General features: G+C 44.0%; 20 protein-coding genes. 12 read left to right on the top strand and 8 right to left on the bottom strand.

The window, feature by feature from the left end; genetic code table 11:
• Window positions 1–348: 348 nt before the first annotated feature.
• Both NYE35_RS22200 and NYE35_RS22195 read left to right on the top strand, forming a co-directional pair.
• Window positions 349–1,008 carry a helix-turn-helix domain-containing protein gene (locus NYE35_RS22200; protein ID WP_036676012.1) on the top strand — a complete coding sequence of 220 codons (660 nt, stop codon included), beginning with the start codon at window positions 349–351 and terminating at the stop codon, window positions 1,006–1,008.
• A 122-nt stretch (window positions 1,009–1,130) separates the two neighbouring features.
• Window positions 1,131–1,439 (top strand): hypothetical protein, encoded by a 309-nt coding sequence (locus NYE35_RS22195; RefSeq protein WP_036676014.1) that lies wholly within the window; start codon window positions 1,131–1,133, stop codon window positions 1,437–1,439.
• A gap of 181 nt (window positions 1,440–1,620) precedes the next feature.
• On the opposite strand, the gene sda is transcribed toward NYE35_RS22195, so the two are convergent.
• From sda to NYE35_RS22180, 5 genes are all read right to left on the bottom strand, one after another.
• Entirely contained in the window at window positions 1,621–1,794 is a 174-nt protein-coding gene (gene sda, locus NYE35_RS31490) for a sporulation histidine kinase inhibitor Sda (protein ID WP_081383395.1), read from the bottom strand.
• A 222-nt stretch (window positions 1,795–2,016) separates the two neighbouring features.
• Window positions 2,017–2,352: a LytTR family DNA-binding domain-containing protein gene (locus tag NYE35_RS22190; protein WP_036676016.1), complete on the bottom strand. Its 336-nt coding sequence runs from the start codon at window positions 2,350–2,352 to the stop codon at window positions 2,017–2,019.
• Window positions 2,353–2,373: 21 nt separating this feature from the next.
• Window positions 2,374–2,493: a cyclic lactone autoinducer peptide gene (locus NYE35_RS22185; RefSeq protein ID WP_139329854.1), complete on the bottom strand. Its 120-nt coding sequence runs from the start codon at window positions 2,491–2,493 to the stop codon at window positions 2,374–2,376.
• Complete coding sequence (locus NYE35_RS31485; RefSeq protein WP_175617304.1) at window positions 2,490–3,017, bottom strand: accessory gene regulator ArgB-like protein; 528 nt, start codon at window positions 3,015–3,017, stop codon at window positions 2,490–2,492. The genes NYE35_RS22185 and NYE35_RS31485 overlap by 4 nt, the downstream gene beginning before the upstream one ends.
• Entirely contained in the window at window positions 2,998–3,663 is a 666-nt protein-coding gene (locus NYE35_RS22180; RefSeq protein ID WP_139332061.1) for a hypothetical protein, read from the bottom strand. The genes NYE35_RS31485 and NYE35_RS22180 overlap by 20 nt, the downstream gene beginning before the upstream one ends.
• A gap of 137 nt (window positions 3,664–3,800) precedes the next feature.
• Between NYE35_RS22180 and NYE35_RS22175 the strand changes: the two genes are divergently transcribed.
• Entirely contained in the window at window positions 3,801–4,319 is a 519-nt protein-coding gene (locus NYE35_RS22175) for a DinB family protein (protein WP_076184145.1), read from the top strand.
• Between the two features lie 64 nt (window positions 4,320–4,383).
• On the opposite strand, the gene NYE35_RS22170 is transcribed toward NYE35_RS22175, so the two are convergent.
• Entirely contained in the window at window positions 4,384–4,953 is a 570-nt protein-coding gene (locus NYE35_RS22170; protein WP_036676019.1) for a thymidine kinase, read from the bottom strand.
• Window positions 4,954–5,090: 137 nt separating this feature from the next.
• Between NYE35_RS22170 and NYE35_RS22165 the strand changes: the two genes are divergently transcribed.
• Genes NYE35_RS22165 through NYE35_RS22155 form a run of 3 tightly spaced genes read left to right on the top strand, consistent with a single transcriptional unit; the run spans window position 5,091 to window position 8,912 of the window.
• Window positions 5,091–5,321 carry a hypothetical protein gene (locus NYE35_RS22165; RefSeq protein ID WP_036676022.1) on the top strand — a complete coding sequence of 77 codons (231 nt, stop codon included), beginning with the start codon at window positions 5,091–5,093 and terminating at the stop codon, window positions 5,319–5,321.
• Window positions 5,322–5,338: 17 nt separating this feature from the next.
• Window positions 5,339–7,072, top strand: a complete 1,734-nt coding sequence (locus NYE35_RS22160; protein ID WP_312149845.1) for an ABC transporter ATP-binding protein — start codon at window positions 5,339–5,341, stop codon at window positions 7,070–7,072.
• Window positions 7,053–8,912: an ABC transporter ATP-binding protein gene (locus tag NYE35_RS22155; RefSeq protein WP_341122057.1), complete on the top strand. Its 1,860-nt coding sequence runs from the start codon at window positions 7,053–7,055 to the stop codon at window positions 8,910–8,912. Before NYE35_RS22160 ends, NYE35_RS22155 begins: the two co-directional genes overlap by 20 nt.
• 241 nt (window positions 8,913–9,153) lie before the next feature.
• Here the strand turns inward: NYE35_RS22155 and NYE35_RS22150 are convergent, their stop codons facing one another.
• Window positions 9,154–9,459: a DUF2627 domain-containing protein gene (locus NYE35_RS22150; protein WP_076129486.1), complete on the bottom strand. Its 306-nt coding sequence runs from the start codon at window positions 9,457–9,459 to the stop codon at window positions 9,154–9,156.
• A 167-nt stretch (window positions 9,460–9,626) separates the two neighbouring features.
• On the opposite strand from NYE35_RS22150, the gene lpdA reads away from it, so the two are divergent.
• From lpdA to lipB, 5 genes are all read left to right on the top strand, one after another.
• Window positions 9,627–11,048, top strand: a complete 1,422-nt coding sequence (lpdA, locus tag NYE35_RS22145; protein ID WP_340392448.1) for a dihydrolipoyl dehydrogenase — start codon at window positions 9,627–9,629, stop codon at window positions 11,046–11,048.
• A gap of 141 nt (window positions 11,049–11,189) precedes the next feature.
• The gene (locus NYE35_RS22140; RefSeq protein WP_036676031.1) at window positions 11,190–12,221 is read left to right on the top strand and encodes a thiamine pyrophosphate-dependent dehydrogenase E1 component subunit alpha; all 1,032 of its coding nucleotides are present in this window, start codon (window positions 11,190–11,192) and stop codon (window positions 12,219–12,221) included.
• Window positions 12,222–12,224: 3 nt separating this feature from the next.
• Window positions 12,225–13,211 (top strand): alpha-ketoacid dehydrogenase subunit beta, encoded by a 987-nt coding sequence (locus NYE35_RS22135; RefSeq protein WP_036676034.1) that lies wholly within the window; start codon window positions 12,225–12,227, stop codon window positions 13,209–13,211.
• A gap of 145 nt (window positions 13,212–13,356) precedes the next feature.
• Window positions 13,357–14,727, top strand: coding sequence for a dihydrolipoamide acetyltransferase family protein (locus NYE35_RS22130; protein WP_341122056.1), 1,371 nt, complete (start codon window positions 13,357–13,359; stop codon window positions 14,725–14,727).
• A gap of 54 nt (window positions 14,728–14,781) precedes the next feature.
• On the top strand, window positions 14,782–15,501 hold the full coding sequence (lipB, locus tag NYE35_RS22125; protein ID WP_036676046.1) for a lipoyl(octanoyl) transferase LipB: 720 nt from the start codon (window positions 14,782–14,784) through the stop codon (window positions 15,499–15,501).
• Window positions 15,502–15,571: 70 nt separating this feature from the next.
• Here lipB and prli42 read toward each other — a convergent pair whose 3' ends face one another.
• Window positions 15,572–15,673 (bottom strand): stressosome-associated protein Prli42, encoded by a 102-nt coding sequence (prli42, locus tag NYE35_RS22120; RefSeq protein ID WP_094872112.1) that lies wholly within the window; start codon window positions 15,671–15,673, stop codon window positions 15,572–15,574.
• Window positions 15,674–15,767: 94 nt separating this feature from the next.
• Here prli42 and NYE35_RS22115 point away from each other — a divergent pair, with 94 nt between their 5' ends.
• Window positions 15,768–16,895, top strand: coding sequence for a tripeptidase T (locus NYE35_RS22115; protein ID WP_341122055.1), 1,128 nt, complete (start codon window positions 15,768–15,770; stop codon window positions 16,893–16,895).
• The last annotated feature ends 344 nt before the right edge of the window (window positions 16,896–17,239 follow it).

Genomic DNA, 17,239 nt, shown 5'->3' with positions numbered 1-17,239 from the left:
GTGGAGCTAGGTGAGTCAGGTGAGCCAAGGGGAGCAAGGTGAGTAAGGTGAGCTAGTTGAGCCAAGTGTGCCAAGTGAGCCAGGTGAGTAAAGTGAGCAGAAAGCGGAAGGTAAGACCAAGAAGATGGATGGGGCTTAAGCAGAAAGTAAAACTGAGGCGAGTAACGAGCATATTCCAAATCCTTACAGACGAGCGCTGAGTCTTTTTCCGGTATTTTGTAAAAATAGGGTTATATTGGGCGTGGAATACTGGGAATTACTCTTCAGAGGCAAGTAAAAACAAGGAATAATTGTTATTAGCCAACACAAATTGTTATGTTGTGTTATGATAGTAGGGAGGTGACTCCCATGAATGATTTTGAGAACTATCCCGATGAGCTGGGTAATTTCATTCGGCACATCAGAAAGACGAGAGGGTTAACCTTAAGAGGACTGGAAGAAAAGAGCGGTATAAGTTACTCACAGCTTAGCAAAATCGAACGTGGAGAGAGCATTCCGCTTAAAGACAATCTGGACAAGATCATTGAAGCGCTTGGAACGGATCTGAAGAATCGGATGTACCATTTGGCAGATTATATGCCAGATATTGAATATATTAAGACCTTGAAGCAAGGATATGAGCTGCCACAGCTCAAACAGTCTCAAGATTACATCTACGAGACAGCCTTTAACAAGCTTAAGGAATTCAGAGCGAAGGAAGGGAAAGAAACATCGTACGTTTCCTTTGATTCGAATGAAGTTATAGTTTACGAAACGGAATATGGGGCAGGAATGGTAATAGAGAAGATTGAGAAATACAATCTGACCGATGTCCTGAACGATAAGTTTGAGGGTAACCTCGACTCCTTAAGAAAGAGCCCCCGTAAAGGGCGTCAAGCCTTTCTATTTGGCGAGTGGCTACGGGAGTGCGTTTATGAACTGAAGGAAGAGGAACAGGATCAGGTCATACAAGCACTTAAAGAATTTACTCAGTTTAAAGTACAACAAATAAAGGGTGCTTATAAATAATGTATGCCTTTTGCTAATGATCTCAAAAATGAATGAATGTTGCCCTTTCTTGCAGCCATCTATTCATCTTGATCCATAAACTAACAACTAAAAATGGTTTGACAGAAAAGGGGATATTAATAATGAAAATTAACATGAAGTTTACCAGCAAGGGCAAAGTCGCTATAGAGAATTTTAATAACGAGGAATTGCTGGAGATCTTCGCACGTTACATCAAGACATTATCCAAAAAGTATGACATCGAAGTTGATGTTCCTCTTGAAGCGAATCAAAACATTGTTGGTGATGGTGCGGTAATCGCAACTGCAAAAAATGTGAAATGTGATGTTGAAACTTTCTTTAAAGAATTGGGCAGAGATATTAAAGTTCCCTTGAAGAAAAGACTAGGCGGCAAATTGGAAAATGTTTTCAAAACAGAAATTACAGAATAGAGCATTATTTTTATCTCAGATTAACCATCATATGTGCATATAAAAAAGGTAGGGCCGCGGAGGCTCTACCTTTTTTATGTTAATGTAGTTGACTTAAGGCGACCTAAGGAGCTTATTGTTGGTTGAAGCTGAAGAAAAATGTCTACCATGCGTCAGTGTGAATTTAATGGGGAAGGGGATGTTATATATTTTCAGAATCTATGAGATTTCTACTTCTCATGATCTCTTTAATAATTTCAATGAAATCCGGTAACGCATGGGCATCAATCGCTAGCTCATAGATTCTTAGTAAATCCTCGTCAGATATAGATTCCAGAGATGAGGGCCGTGGAGAGGGATGAAAATAGTAATTCATTATGATCCTCCATCATTAATTGTTTTTTTATTATAGGTTTATCTATATGGTATCATTTGGAATAGGATCCGTCTCCTGTCATTCATCCTACGAATTTATCTTTACATTTGAGGATTATTATGGCATAATGTGCGATTTTGAGGAAATTACTAAAAAGTTTCAATTTTTAATAAAATAATCCCGGCATGCGTGAACATGCCGGGATTATTAAAAAACTGAATTTTATTCTGACGGTTTTTTCTTTTGTGAAGCAAGATACTTCTTAAGGCGAGGTTCATTGGATTCCGAAACAGTAGTGAACTGCGTACCTTGATTAAAGCATACAATCTTCCGCCCGGGATCATAGCCTTCTATGTTGTTGATATTGACGACATTGCTGCGGTCAAGGCGTTCGAATCCCTTACCCTCATACGCTACGGAAAGATCGGAAAGCGTGGTGGGGAGAATAAATTCGCCTTCTTTCGTATGGACGAATATTGTATTTTTATAATTCGAGAAATACAATATATCTTCCTCTAGAATATCACTAGAGGAACCGTCTTTCTGTAAGACACGCATCTTTTCCCCATCCTTGTTTAATTACTTGCGCAGTTCTTTTGGAATTTCAGGGCTGTAAGCTGCTGGTTTTAAAATTTTTGTAAAAACTTGAGCAGAAGTACCCAGTAGGTTAGAAGCATAACGAGCTAAGGTTTTTTTCATCTGATTGACCTCCTTTGTAATGGGATTATAACTGTAAAGGATTGAACTAAAAATGCCAATCCAATGACAGACGAATGGATCCAAAAATTCAAAGAAACCAGAATTATGGAAATGATCTTTAAACCCAAATACCATTCTTTGGGGATTTGAGCATTAGCATCAGGATTCGGAGCACATAAGATCATTACAAGTAAAGAAAAAAGATTAATCCAAATCAAATGGTTATGTATTAGATAGGTAATATGAGGGATAAGTGAACAGATAAAGATAGATACAATATTGCAGGCTCTTGCGGATTTTAAATGCACACCACCAGATGACATTCTTAGGAGTATGAAGCTGAATAAGGCTAAGAATGTTTCCTTAAGCTGTCCAGTGAGCCCGCCAATGCATAACGAAGTCATAATAATTAATAAAGTATTCATAATAATGCTAAGGGCATAATGCATGATTTCAATAGAATGCGTTTGCTCTGGATTACTTTTCTTAATGAACTCAACAATTTTAAGAGATAAATGATTCATAATTATTTCTGTCCTTTTTGTATGAGAAATATAGATATCCCCATAATAGTATTCCATAGAGAAATGGGATTATGAAAAAGAAACGAGATTCAAAAAAGTAGTTGAGTGAAGTAACGACAATTATTGTAGGAAGATTAAGAGCGAATAATATTTTTTCATTAGTCGTTGGTTTAATTTTTACATCGGGTTTATCAGGTACAAAGTCATATCCAATACGTTTATGACCTACATACATACCAATGAGAATCGCGGTTAATGCTGATAAAACCTGCATTGTAATCATGTTTTTGGTAATCGGATTCAAGATATTTAGAGGCATGATGATTACAGAGTTTAATAGATACATAAGACTGGTCTGAATCACCAAGTATGCTTGATAGGTCATCCCGGTTAATATAGAAGCGTAGAAGGGATGAATCCGGAATAACATCCACATAAAACAAAACATTAGTGCATATTGTGAGAAAATATCTAATGGAAACATCCCATAGTTGATCCTAATTGTATAAGAAGAAAAGCCCATAATAAAACTAGCAAACACCATCTCTTTATGATATAAATCAATTTTGAAGATTTTGAAAGCCAGAAAAAACATTGCATAAGTCTCTAGTATTGAAAATATCATAAAAAGAATAAAATCTAGCATGCCGACACTCCCGATGACTTCTAGTTTAACCAACCCTATTATTGCAAGTATCGTATAAAATGAGCTAAAATACAACAACTACAGTATAATTTTCCTCCTATTTTTTCAAAAAAATTCAAAATGAGAGGGGTTTAGACATGGATCGACGTCCAGAAAGCAGTGAGTATCTCAAAGAATTATCAAAATATGTCGATTTAGTGCCAGCTGAAGGAGACATGATTACTATTTTTAGAGAGCAGACGGATGAGATTTGCACTTTTATTTCGAATCTTACGGAAGAACAAGGGGACTATCGTTACGCTCCGGAGAAATGGAGTATCAAGGAAATGGTCGGACATCTGGCTGATACCGGAAGAATCATGTCCTACCGTTTATTGTGCATCGCCAGAGGGGATACGACTCCACTACCGGGTTTTGAAGAGAAAGACTATGTACTTACCGCCAATTTCGAAGCGCACACTTTAAAAGCATTGCTGGCCCACTACAAGCTTGTTCGAGAATCGACATTACTCCTAATGGAAACTCTGCCGGAGGAAGCATGGATCCGGAAGGGAATAGTTAACGAGGCTACTCTTTCTGCGAGAGCTCAGGCCTGCATTATGATTGGACATGACCATCATCATTTGAATATTCTTAAAGAAAGATATTTAGGGTAATATCTTCTTAATCAAAAAAGCATTCCAATAGCCTTTATGGCTTTGGGATGCTTTTTATACACGGCTATAGCGGTGGATTCTTGTGACATTTGCGGCATACCGGATAGTAAGCTTCATTGCCACCAATCTGGATTTGCTTGCCGCTATATACGGGCTTGCCGTTTTCTACTCGTAGAGCCATAGTAGCTTTGCGCTCGCAGAACCAGCAGATCGTCTTCATTTCCTCAATTTTATCAGCGTAGATCAGCATATATTTGCTGCCTTCAAATAACTGATTCTGAAAATCATTTTTAAGTCCGAAGGCCATTACCGGAATGCCCAGCTCATCAACGATACGCACTAGCTGGAGAATACATTCCTTGCTTAGAAATTGACATTCATCAATAAGTACACAGTGTGGTTTAGGTTGGTTGCTGCTGACGATATTATAAATATCTGTGTTCTCATCGATGGGGATTGCTTGTTTCCGAAGCCCAATACGAGAAGAAATAAAACCAACCTCGTCCCGGTCGTCTATGGATGGAGTGAAAATGAGCACCGATTTCCCCTGCTCTTCATAATTATGTGCAACCTTGAGTATCTCAATAGATTTACCACTGTTCATTGCTCCGTATTTGAAAAACAATTGTGCCACTTCCATCTATCCTTTCGTAAAAAAACATTGATTATATCTTAAAAATGCGACCATATTAGAGTATCATATTCGGATCAGATGTATCCAGTGAAAACATTGCGATTGATTGGATGTGGTATGATAAGAGGTAATAAGAGATGGGAAAGGAAGTAATAAGTGTGACTGAAAGATTAGACGAATATAAGGAACGGTTAGCTCTTTTGCAGCAGAATGGAGATTTATCCAGTGACACTGAAAGCTTGCTGGAAGAAATGATGGCGGATTTGGTGGAATTGAATCGGAGTAATAAAGCACTGCGTCGAGCAATACTGAAAACTGGACAGGCTTCCACGATGTCAACTCGGTTAAGGGATGCACTGTACGAATAGAAAAAGAGGGTATGCGAATGGCTTTGATTTTCTCTTTTCTCAAAAAATATAAGGTAGCTGCAATAGCTGCCCTTGTAATGATGCTCATTGAATTGACGGTAGAATTATCACAGCCTTTGATCATTTCCAAAATCATTGACTTGGGGATCCGAGAAAAAGATACCTCTGTAGTATGGCTGTGGGGCAGTGTATTGATCGGCAGCGCGGTAGTTGCGTTTACAGCCGGGGTACTCAGTTCTTTTTTTGCTGCCCATGCAAGTCAGAGCTTTGCGTTCGATCTTAGGGACAAATTGTACGAAAAGGTACAGTCTTTTACGTATGAAGTATTTAATCGTTTTGCTACTTCGTCACTGATTACCCGTCTGACTGGCGATGTATCACAGCTGCAGGATACTATTTTTATGAGCTTGCGCTTTATGACACGGGTGCCACTTGTTGTGGTAGGCAGTGTGATTATGGCGTTAGTTGTTCATGTGAAGCTGGGATTACTGCTGACGGTGGCGTTACCTTTGTTGATTTTTTTCCTCTACTGGATTATGAGAAAAGCTTCCTTGTTATTTCGTACGGTCCAGCAGCGTTTAGACGGAGTTAATGGCGTGATTCAGGAGAATCTTACGGGTATTCGCTTGATCCGCGTATTTGTGCGTATGGGGTATGAGATTGAACGTTTCACGGTATTTAGCGGGAATTTGATGAGATCAACAGTGTCTGCCTTGCGTTTGACTGAGACGACGATGCCTTTTGTTATGCTTATTGTGAATGCGGCGATTTTGGCGATTTTATGGTTTGGACGGATAGCCATTTCCAACGGGGATGCTACTTTGGGTCAGACTGTTGCTGTTATTAATTACTCCTTGCGAACAATTGGGGCGTTATCAGCTATCTCTGGTCTTGTTGTAACGTTTTCCCGCGCTCGTGCCTCCTCTCAGCGTGTTTCAGAAGTTATGGAAGCGGGAGCTGGAGTTCGTGAAGGCGGGACTTTGCAAGGCGAGCCGATTCAGGGCCACGTTAAATTTGAAGGCGTTTGCTTTAAGTATCCTAATAGTGATATCTCTGTCCTGGAGGACATTCATTTTGAAGTAGCTGCTGGTGAGCGAGTAGCGATTATGGGGGCGACCGGATCAGGAAAATCCTCACTCGTGAGTTTGATTCCGCGCTTGTATGAAGAGACAGACGGCACCATTTGGATTGACGGTGAAAAAAGTGCTGATATCGATATTTCCAGACTGCGGAAATCGATAGGTTATGTGCCTCAGGAATTGCAGCTTTTCAGCGGATCAATTCGCGATAATATTGCATGGGGCAATGAACACGCCACACTGGAACAAATCCAACAAGCAGCGGGAGCTGCACAAATTCACGAGACGGTAAAAGGGTTGCCAGATGGTTATGACACGATGCTTGGTCAACGAGGGGTTAATCTCTCCGGCGGACAAAAGCAGCGGTTAACGATTGCCCGTGCACTTGTTAGAAAACCGGCTATGTTGATCCTTGATGACAGCACCAGTGCCCTTGATGCGGTTACGGAAGGGCTATTGCTGGAGGCGCTAAAGGATATCTCCTGTACAACCTTTTTGATTACTCAGAAAATCAGTTCAACGGCATCAGCCGATTTGATCCTGTTGCTGGATGAGGGACGATTAATTGGCAAAGGCTCGCATAAGGAGCTTATGGCAAGCTCCGAGCTGTACCGCAAGATTTATGAATCACAGGTAGAGGAGGCGAAGCAGCATGTTCAAAGCATTAATTGAACCTTTTCGTCATCCTAAACCGAATTTTGAACTTGGCGTGGGACGAAGTCTAGGGACAGCATCTGGCGGCAAACCCAAAGCAAAGGCGAAGGATTGGTCAGGGACGCTGATCCGGATCTGGAGTTATCTAGCTGAGCGTAAAGCCAAGCTTATTCTTGTACTGATCATGGTTGTCTTCAGCTCAGCGCTAGCGCTGCTGGGGCCATACATGATTGGCAGAGCGGTGGATAATTATCTGGAAGGTACCGGCGGGCGATCATGGGTTGTTTTTCTGACAAGCCTTGCTTGTGTGTACATTTTTTATTCTCTGACTTCTTGGCTGCAAAACATATGGATGATCGAAATTGCTCAAGAAACTGTATTACGGATGCGTACGGAGCTATTCTCCCATTTACACCGTCTGCCTATTTCCTTTTTTAATCGGAGACAGCAGGGGGAAATTATGAGCCGTCTTACCAATGATATCGAGAACGTCAGCTCTACGTTGAATAGCTCGGCTATTCAGATATTTTCAAGTGTCTTAACCTTGCTAGGAACCGTAGGGGTTATGCTGTGGCTTAGTCCCTTGTTGACGCTGCTCACATTCCTCGTAGTGCCTTTGATGTTGTTAGGCATGCGCTGGATTACACGCCGTACAGGCCCATTATTTAAAGAACGTCAGCGCAATGTAGGGGAGCTTAACGGTTATATTGAGGAGACCTTATCCGGACAACGGATTATCAAGGCTTTTTCACAAGAGGAACGCGTCATCTCTGGTTTTCATGAACGCAACAAGCGAATTATGCTGTCAGGCTACTGGGCGCAGTCCATTTCTGGTTTCATCCCCAAGCTTATGAATGGTCTTAATAATCTCAGCTTCGCCATAGTTGCAGGAATTGGTGGTCTGCTTGCGATCCGTGGGTCGATTACAGTGGGTGTGATCATCGTATTCGTGGAATATACCCGCCAGTTTACTCGTCCGCTTAATGATTTAGCGAATCAGTGGAATACCTTGCTCTCAGCGGTGGCAGGGGCCGAGCGGGTGTTTGAAGTGCTGGACGAAGAGACCGAGGCTAAAGATGAAGGTGCAGCCAAATCACTTGAAACTGTACAGGGTGCGGTGAAGTTTGAAAATGTAGATTTTTCTTATGATGGAGGTTCTAACACGCTGCAGGATATCAGCTTTGTAGCGAAGCCTGGCGAGATGATCGCTTTAGTTGGACCTACCGGTGCAGGCAAAACAACGCTAATTGGGCTGTTATCCCGTTTCTATGATCCTAATCAGGGGAAAATCACGCTGGATGGCTTAGATATCACTTCGATTCGGCGGGAAAGCTTGAGAAGTCATATGGCCTTTGTATTGCAGGATTCCTTTTTGTTCAAAGGGAGTATCCGCGATAACATCCGATACGGGAGGCTGGATGCGTCCGATGAAGAGGTTGAAGAGGCGGCTAAGCTGGCCAATGCCCATTCTTTTATTATGCGAATGCCCGAAGGTTATGAACGGATGCTCTCGGCGGATGGCAGCGGTATAAGCCAAGGGCAGAAGCAGCTGCTCTCCATTGCGAGAGCGATTCTTGCTAACCCCTCTATGCTTGTGCTTGATGAAGCAACCAGCAGTATTGATACAGTGACCGAGATCAAGATTCAGGAAGGGCTGCAGGCGCTGATGAAAGGGCGAACGAGCTTCGTCATTGCTCATAGACTTGGCACGATACGTGCAGCTGATCGAATTCTTGTGCTTCAGGGCGGCAGATTATTGCAGCAAGGCTCTCATGAAGAGCTGCTGAAGCAAGGCGGACTGTACAGCGAGTTGGTACAGGGGCGGCGGAAAGAGGCGCTTGATAAGGCGGGTATTTAAGAAAAAGGTGAGAATTTTCAGGGAGCGCAGATTGCGTCCATGAAGTTCTCGCCTTTATGTTATTTGTGATAGATAACGAGCACCAGATCGGGTGACCTGGGAGGCTTTGAATGTGGGGAAATCTATTGTACAAATTACAATCAGCAGGGTAATAAGGCTTGATTGTGTGCGATTCGAGATTCAGATGATTAGGTGAATAAATGATGAGATGAAAAAGCTGATCCTAAGTTTAGCATAGCTCTTAAGAGATCGTTTCCTGCGTTCCGGCTTGTTTCGCCTTTTGCTTCTCCTTGAACCTTGGACCTACGTAATTCTTCTTACGGTCCCTAGCCAGAATCCAGCCACCAAGGAAAGTCATGCCAGCTGCGAAGAGCAGCAATCCACCACCGAAATGCAGCCAAGCAAAGTGGGGCACTACAGAATCATCACCATGCATGGATATGTAATCAAAAATATCATCCTTCATCATGAGGAAGCCCTTCATTGCTATTAAGCCCGGAAACACAAGAATAAGGATGGCAATGAAGCGTGAAATTAACAGTTTCATAAGTGTCTCCTACCCCTCTTAGCCCTTTAGATTCACCCATATGATAACGCTTTAGCAAGAAAAAGTCCATTTGCATATGACGTTTATAAGTTTTGTAATAGAGCAAAAAGAGAGTACAATATACTAAGTAAAATGAACTTACGTGTAATGACTGGAGGATACATATCATGACAATTTCATGTGACGTGGCCATACTTGGCGGAGGTACTGGAGGGTATGTGGCGGCTATTCGCGCTGCACAGCTTGGAAAGTCCGTTGTCGTCATCGAAATGGACAAACTGGGAGGAACCTGTCTGCATCGGGGCTGCATTCCTAGTAAATCGCTGCTCCGTAGTGCAGAGGTATATGCTGAAATCAATGAGAGCGAGAGCTATGGCATTGAGACAAGCGGTGTACAGCTGGTATTCCCAAAGGTACAGAAACGCAAAGAAGCTGTAGTTGAGCAACTTCATCAAGGCGTACAATATTTGATGCGCAAAAATAAAATACAAGTTGTCAAAGGTAAAGGGCGCGTAACGGGTCCTTCTATTTTTTCTCCGCGCAGCGGTGCTGTAGCTGTGGAACTGGAAGATGGGGAGATGGAAACAGTAGTTTCCAGCCATCTTATTATCGCTACGGGCTCACGCCCACGAGTATTGCCTGGTCTCGAACCAGACGGGAAAGTGATTCTTAGCAGTGATGAAGCGCTCATGCTCGAAGAGCTGCCATCCTCTATCATCATTGTGGGCGGTGGTGTAATTGGGGTCGAATGGGCTTCAATGCTGGCTGATTTTGGAGTGCAGGTGACTGTGGTTGAAGCGGCAGGTCAGTTACTGCCTCAAGAGGATGAAGAGATAGCTAAGGAACTGCAACGTTTGTTGAAAAAGCGTGGGGTTAAGGTACTGACTGAAACTACAGTGGATGCTGCAACCTGCCAGGTAACGGAGGATGGAATTTCGATCGAAGCCCGTAAGGGAGAGCAAAGTCAAAGCCTAACGGCAGAAAAATTGCTTGTATCCGTAGGCAGAGTGGCCAACATCGAGAATATTGGTCTGGAAAACACAGACATTCGCTTTGACAAAGGGATTATTGCTGTAAACGCTAGTATGCAGACGGCAGAGCCGCATATTTATGCCATTGGCGACTGCATCGGTGGGCTTCAATTGGCTCATGCAGCCAGTCATGAAGGGATAATGGCGGTTAATCATCTATCTGGTGAGAAGCTACATCCTTATCATACACATTTAGTACCACGTTGTGTCTATACTCGACCTGAGGTAGCAAGTGTGGGTTACACCGAGAAGGAAGCTAAACAGCTTGGACATGATGTAGTGATTGGGAAGTTCCCATTCTCGGCCATTGGTAAGGCAATTGTATATGGCCAGAAGGACGGATTTGTCAAAGTTGTAGCCGATCGTAGCAGTGGAGATATTCTTGGTGTGCAGATGATTGGTCCTCATGTGACGGATCTAATTGGAGAAGCGGCCTTGGCACAGCTTCTGGATGCAACACCTTGGGAGATTGGTGAAGCTATACATGCTCACCCTACCCTTTCGGAGATTATCGGAGAAGCAATGTTAGCTGTGGATGGAAGATCTATTGGATTTTAGTTTTTCTTAGCTTTTCTTTTTGGGTAGAAAGGGATTATAATATACTCAAGTCAAGTCTTAGTACCAGGTTTTAAGATCAGGGCACAATTGGTCTTAATTCCTGTAAGACTTCAGGCTTTATGAATAAGGAGGTATCTCTTTATGGAATCCCAAGGTACTGTAGAAACGATTAACAGACATAAGCAGCTTGGACTTAGTGACGGCCAGGTCATCGATATGTACAGATATATGTCGCTCGCTCGTAAATACGATGAGCGCAGTCTGCTGCTTCAGCGCGCTGGCAAGATCAACTTTCATGTCTCCGGTATAGGCCAGGAGGCGGGTCAGGTGGCGGCGGCGTTCGCGCTGGACCGGCAAAATGATTATTTTTTACCTTATTACCGCGATTATGCTTTCGTGCTCTCAGTGGGTATGACTACACGCGAACTTATGTTGTCCGTATTCGCTAAGGCAGAAGATCCAAACAGTGGTGGGCGGCAAATGCCGGGTCACTTTGGCAGCAAACGTCTGCGTATTGTGACAGGGTCAAGCCCTGTAACCACTCAGGTCCCTCATGCGGTTGGCTTTGCTCTGGCGGCCAAAATGCAGAAGAAGAAATTCGTCTCCTTTGTAACCTTCGGTGAAGGTTCCAGCAATCAGGGGGATTTTCATGAAGCTTGTAACTTTGCCGGAGTGAATAAGCTGCCGGTTATTATCATGTGCCAGAACAATCAGTACGCAATCTCTGTTCCTGTTCATAAACAGTTAGGCGGCAAGGTTAGCGACCGTGCGCTGGGTTATGGATTTCCTGGTGTGCGTGTAGACGGAAACGATCCGCTTGAGGTTTATCGTGTCGTTAAGGAAGCGCGGGAAAGAGCCCTCGCGGGTGAAGGTCCTACGCTGATTGAAGCGATGATGTACCGTTTGTCTCCACACTCCACCTCAGATAATGATCTGGCTTACCGGACCAAAGAAGAGGTTGATGAGAACTGGAAGAAGGACGGCGTAGCAGGATTCCGTAATTACTTGATCGGTCTGGGATTGTGGAGTGACGAGCAAGAACAAGATCTTGCTGCTGAATGCAATCTTGAGCTTAAAGCGGCTATCGAGTATGCCGATAATGCTCCGTTCCCGAAACCGGAAGACACACTGCTGCATGTATACAGTGATTCCGACCTCAAAGGAGGGGCATAAACCATGGCTATAATGGAATATATCGATGCCATCAGGCTCGCGATGAAGGAAGAAATGGAGCGCGATGATTCCGTGTTCGTGCTTGGTGAGGACGTTGGTCTCAAAGGCGGCGTATTTACCACAACTAAAGGTCTACAGGAACAGTTTGGCGAAGAGCGGGTTATGGATACACCCCTCGCTGAATCAGCGATTGCTGGTGTAGCCATCGGAGCAGCTATGTACGGAATGAAACCAATAGCTGAAATGCAATACTCCGACTTTATGCTTCCGGCGACGAATCAAATTATCAGTGAAGCGGCTAAAATCCGCTATCGTTCAAATAACGATTGGAGTTGCCCGGTTGTCATTCGTGCCCCTATTGGTGGCGGGGTGTTCGGCGGTTTGTATCATTCACAGTGTCCAGAATCGATTTTCTTTGGAACACCTGGATTGAAGATTGTAGCGCCTTACTCCGCTTATGATGCTAAAGGATTGTTGAAAGCAGCTGTTCGTGATCCTGATCCGGTTCTTTTCTTTGAGAACAAAAAGTGTTACAAGCTGATCAAGGAAGAAGTGCCGGAAGGAGATTACACCGTTCCAATTGGCGAAGCTAATCTGCTGCGTGAGGGAACGGATATTACGGTGATTGGCTACAGTCTCCCGCTGCATTTTGCTATGCAGGCTGCGGAAGAATTGGAACGCGAGGAAGGAATTACAGCACATATTCTTGATCTGCGTACCTTGCAACCGCTGGATCGTGATGCGATCATAGCTGCTGCCCGTCAGACCGGTAAGGTATTGATTGTGCATGAAGATAATAAAACAGGCGGAATTGGCGGCGAAGTGGCGGCCATTATCGCTGAGCATTGTCTGTTCGAGCTGGATGCACCAATCTTCCGTCTTTGTGGTCCCGATGTTCCGGCGATGCCAATCAGCCCGCCAATGGAGAAGTTTTTCATGCTAAGTAAAGAAAAAGTGAAGGCGGAAATGCTCCGGCTGGCACAATATTAATTTGTTGAGTAGATGCGAAGCTTCCTAAAACTCAGGTGATGCTGACGAAGCTTCGTAAAACTTTAAGAATATGCTTACGAAGCAAGTTTTACTATGTAGTCTTTCTAAGAGTCAATGCTTCGTAAAACTTTTAAGGAGTGAAAAGATGTCTGACAACCAAAAGTTGACTGACGTGATCATGCCGCAGCTGGCGGAATCGCTAGTATCGGCGACGATCGGCAAATGGCTGAAGAAACCGGGCGATCCGGTAGAGCAATACGAACCAATATGTGAGCTTATTACAGATAAAGTAAATGCGGAATTACCTTCAACGATAGATGGAGTTATGGGTGAACTATTGGCGGAAGAAGGCCAGGTTGTCAATGTCGGCGAAGTCATTTGTCGTATAGCCGTGCCTGTGACTGCATCTGCTGCTGCAAACGTGACTAACACTAACACAGTTGCAGCTAATTCCTCTAATAATGTTGCAGGACAAAGTGCGACTTCAACTGCTGGCGATATGATGCGTGCACGCTATTCTCCTGCGGTACAGACTTTGGCTGCTGAACATAACATCGATCTGACTTTAGTTGCTGGTACTGGTATGGGTGGTCGGATTACCCGTAAGGATGTGCTGACCTTCCTCGAAAGCGGCGGAGCTAGATCTGCAGCTTCGATTTCTGCTAGCCAGCCTGCCCCAATGGCGTCACAACCGCCTGCTCCACAGTTCGTTCAAGCCCAAGAGAAGAAGGCAGAAGAGCCACTTCGCCATTCGGGTCTACACTTGAGCGAATCTCCTCGTATTCCAACAATTGAAGTTGAGGGTGGCAGAGGCAGCAGTTCTGAATACCTGATTGATGTAACGCCAATCCGGAATACAATTGCTACAAGAATGCGTCAAAGTGTCTCTGAGATTCCGCATGCTTGGACAATGATTGAGGTAGACGTGACTAATCTGGTCGCACTGCGCAATAAACATAAGGAAGAATTCAAGCGCGAGGAAGGCATCAATCTAACCTATCTGGCTTTCATGATGAAGGCTGTTGTGAGTGCGATTAAGGATTACCCGATTATGAACTCTGTCTGGGCTGTAGACAAAATTATTGTCAAACGTGATATCAATATCTCGTTAGCGGTAGGTACAGAAGATTCGGTTATCACTCCTGTGATTAAGAAGGCTGATCAGAAAAATGTCGCTGGGTTGGCTCGTGAGATTGATGAATTGGCACAAAAAACACGCGAAGGCAAACTTAGTCTGGAAGATTTGCAGGGAGGGACTTTCACTGTAAATAATACAGGCTCGTTTGGCTCCATTCTTTCTTATCCAATCATTAACTATCCACAAGCAGCGATTCTGACCTTTGAATCGATTGTGAAAAAGCCTGTGGTCATCAATGATATGATTGCTGTTCGCTCAATGGCTAATATTTGTCTGTCCCTGGATCACCGGATTCTGGACGGAGTCATTTGTGGCCGTTTCTTGCAACGCGTCAAGGATAATATAGAAGGATATACACCGGACACTAAGCTCTATTAATGAATAACTAGCCAAACTGTGCAGGCAGGAGACTGGAAAAGGGGACCTGACGGTATGAAAAATACGGATTTTCGTAAGCTGCAGATTTCATATGACCCCATTATGGAGTATGGGACGGCCTGGGAGCTGCAAAAAGAAAGTGTGCATGCCATTGATTCTGGCGAGCAGCCGGAGCGACTTATTCTTTTGCAGCATCCGCCTACCTATACTATCGGTTCACAAAATCATCCTGAACATCTTCTCTTGGATCAAGAGCAGCTCGAAGAAAAAGGAATCGCGCTGTTTGAAATCGATCGCGGAGGAGATATTACATATCACGGACCAGGTCAGCTTGTAGGTTATCCGATCCTTAAGCTCGGAGAGGATGGCAAAGTGGATTTGCATGGGTACTTGCGCAGTCTGGAGGCTGTTATTATTGATTATTTGGCATCCTACGGAATTGTCGGAGATCGTAAACCGGAGTATACCGGAGTCTGGGTTGGCGATGAGAAGATCTGTGCTATTGGTGTGAAGTTTAATAAGAGTAAATTTCGAAGAGGTTTTATTACCAGTCACGGTTTTGCTTTTAACATTTCTGAGGGGATTGCGGCGCGCGGGTTTCAAGGGATTATTCCATGCGGGATCACCGATTTTGGAATAACTTCTCTAGAGGAATGTGCAGGTCGTCGATTTGAGCTTCAAGAGGTGGCTAGAGAGCTGGTCCCATATTTCTTGAAACATTTTCCATATGAAGAGCTGATGGATACTTTCTGTGATATGGCAAAGGCTGATTAAGAACAAACGTGCAGGCCAAATAGCGGCAAGGTGTTCCTAGCCGCTATTATTAATGCTTCCTGAGCAATGTTTAACCTGCAAGGAACGGCTCGATAACCATAAATAGCGTAGAGGCAATCATGGCAAACAACATGACGTAGATGAAGATCTTGAACCATTTATTACGTTGCATGGGTAACTCCTTTAGATTTAGTTTAAGTTATTAACATGAAGATGGTAATGCCGTACAACCATTGTACCGTATTCACGAAAGAGAGGGAAGTCCAGTGATTTCACAAGACCGATTGATTCAGGAGTTTATGGAACTTGTCCAAGTTGATAGCGAAACAAGAAATGAACGGCAGATTGCCGATGTCCTTAAGAGTAAGTTTAACGCACTGGGTTTAGAAGTGCTCGAAGACGATTCCCAGGAAAGAACCGGACATGGAGCAGGTAATCTATTCATTACCTGGCCAGCTGAGAATGGAGGAGCTGCTCCAAAGCTTCTGTTCACTTGCCATATGGATACGGTTGTTCCCGGACAAAATATCAAGCCTACACTTGGTTCAGATGGATGGATTACAAGTGATGGCACTACGATTCTTGGAGCCGATGACAAAGCAGGGCTTGCTGCGTTGTTCGAAGCCATTCGTGTTATCCAAGAGCAAAAGCTTCCGCATGGTCAGATTCAATTCGTGATTACAGCGGGTGAAGAATCTGGATTGCTGGGCGCACGTTCGATGGATCCAAGTAACTTGGATGCTGACTTCGGCTTTGCACTTGATTCCAATGGTGAAGTTGGAGCGATTGCGGTGGCAGCACCGACACAGGCTAAAATCACGATGCAAATCTTTGGGAAATCGGCTCATGCTGGCGTGAACCCTGAGGACGGCATCAGCGCAATTCAAGTCGCTAGCAAAGCGATTGCAGCCATGAAGCTGGGTCGTATTGATAATGAAACCACAGCGAATATTGGAAAGTTCGCTGGCGGCGGCCCAACGAATGTAGTGTGTGATCACGTTCAGTTGGATGCAGAAGCACGCAGTATTGTGCAGGAGAAGGTAGGCGATCAAATCGCTTCGATGCGCGAAGCACTCGAGACAACTGTGCGGGAATACGGCGCAGAATGCGAATTCCGCAGTGAAATCATCTACCCTGCTTTTAGCTTTAATGAGCATGATGCAGTAGTGCAGCTTGCACAGCGGGCCATTACTTCTATGGGGCTTACTCCACGTCTGTTCCACTCTGGCGGAGGTAGTGACGCTAATGTATTCAACGGTCTAGATGTTCCGACTGTTAACCTTGCAGTGGGTTATGAACATATCCATACTACCAAGGAACGGATTAAAGCCGAAGATATCGTTAAAGTGGCTGAACTCGTTGTGAATATTATAAAAGAGAGCGCAAAGGGCTAATTGCCTTATAAAACAGCAGAGCAGCGATCTTACCGTAACGGAGGATTGCTGCTCTGCATTTTTTTATGGGGAGTTTAGTGTAGCAATATCAAGGTAAATCCAAAAAAAGTCATGCGACCTCTAACGCCGCTTTTGGCGAGTCTCGAAGTAGAAATTTTCGGAATGCTCCGATGAAGTCTTCATGCCAGTAGCTACACTGGGATCCATAGGCATATCGATGTACAGAGAGCGATAGTGCCAAGTCCGCCCCCTCTCTTGAGACTAAAGGACCCAGATGACGCTATAAGCAATATTATCGCCATTTGAGCAGAATTTCGGACACCAGTGCAGCTATTCCTTAGGAA

Origin of the sequence: Paenibacillus sp. FSL L8-0494, from assembly GCF_038003695.1 — a bacterium.
Classification (GTDB): domain Bacteria; phylum Bacillota; class Bacilli; order Paenibacillales; family Paenibacillaceae; genus Paenibacillus_AQ; species Paenibacillus_AQ odorifer.
The sequence above is the reverse complement of the archived record's forward strand: the minus strand, read 5'-3'. Positions and strand labels throughout refer to the sequence as shown.

Coding starts and splice junctions, on each gene's coding strand:
- NYE35_RS22200 (WP_036676012.1), top strand. CDS start 349: ATGAATGATTTTGAGAACTATCCCGATGAGCTGGGTAATTTCATTCGG.
- NYE35_RS22160 (WP_312149845.1), top strand. CDS start 5,339: ATGGCTTTGATTTTCTCTTTTCTCAAAAAATATAAGGTAGCTGCAATA.
- NYE35_RS22155 (WP_341122057.1), top strand. CDS start 7,053: ATGTTCAAAGCATTAATTGAACCTTTTCGTCATCCTAAACCGAATTTT.
- NYE35_RS22180 (WP_139332061.1), bottom strand. CDS start 3,663: ATGCTAGATTTTATTCTTTTTATGATATTTTCAATACTAGAGACTTAT.
- NYE35_RS22185 (WP_139329854.1), bottom strand. CDS start 2,493: ATGAAAAAAACCTTAGCTCGTTATGCTTCTAACCTACTGGGTACTTCT.
- prli42 (WP_094872112.1), bottom strand. CDS start 15,673: ATGCAACGTAATAAATGGTTCAAGATCTTCATCTACGTCATGTTGTTT.
- NYE35_RS22135 (WP_036676034.1), top strand. CDS start 12,225: ATGGCTATAATGGAATATATCGATGCCATCAGGCTCGCGATGAAGGAA.
- NYE35_RS22175 (WP_076184145.1), top strand. CDS start 3,801: ATGGATCGACGTCCAGAAAGCAGTGAGTATCTCAAAGAATTATCAAAA.
- sda (WP_081383395.1), bottom strand. CDS start 1,794: ATGAATTACTATTTTCATCCCTCTCCACGGCCCTCATCTCTGGAATCT.
- NYE35_RS22165 (WP_036676022.1), top strand. CDS start 5,091: ATGGGAAAGGAAGTAATAAGTGTGACTGAAAGATTAGACGAATATAAG.
- NYE35_RS22130 (WP_341122056.1), top strand. CDS start 13,357: ATGTCTGACAACCAAAAGTTGACTGACGTGATCATGCCGCAGCTGGCG.
- lpdA (WP_340392448.1), top strand. CDS start 9,627: ATGACAATTTCATGTGACGTGGCCATACTTGGCGGAGGTACTGGAGGG.
- NYE35_RS22190 (WP_036676016.1), bottom strand. CDS start 2,352: ATGCGTGTCTTACAGAAAGACGGTTCCTCTAGTGATATTCTAGAGGAA.
- NYE35_RS22140 (WP_036676031.1), top strand. CDS start 11,190: ATGGAATCCCAAGGTACTGTAGAAACGATTAACAGACATAAGCAGCTT.
- NYE35_RS22195 (WP_036676014.1), top strand. CDS start 1,131: ATGAAAATTAACATGAAGTTTACCAGCAAGGGCAAAGTCGCTATAGAG.
- NYE35_RS31485 (WP_175617304.1), bottom strand. CDS start 3,017: ATGAATCATTTATCTCTTAAAATTGTTGAGTTCATTAAGAAAAGTAAT.
- NYE35_RS22150 (WP_076129486.1), bottom strand. CDS start 9,459: ATGAAACTGTTAATTTCACGCTTCATTGCCATCCTTATTCTTGTGTTT.
- lipB (WP_036676046.1), top strand. CDS start 14,782: ATGAAAAATACGGATTTTCGTAAGCTGCAGATTTCATATGACCCCATT.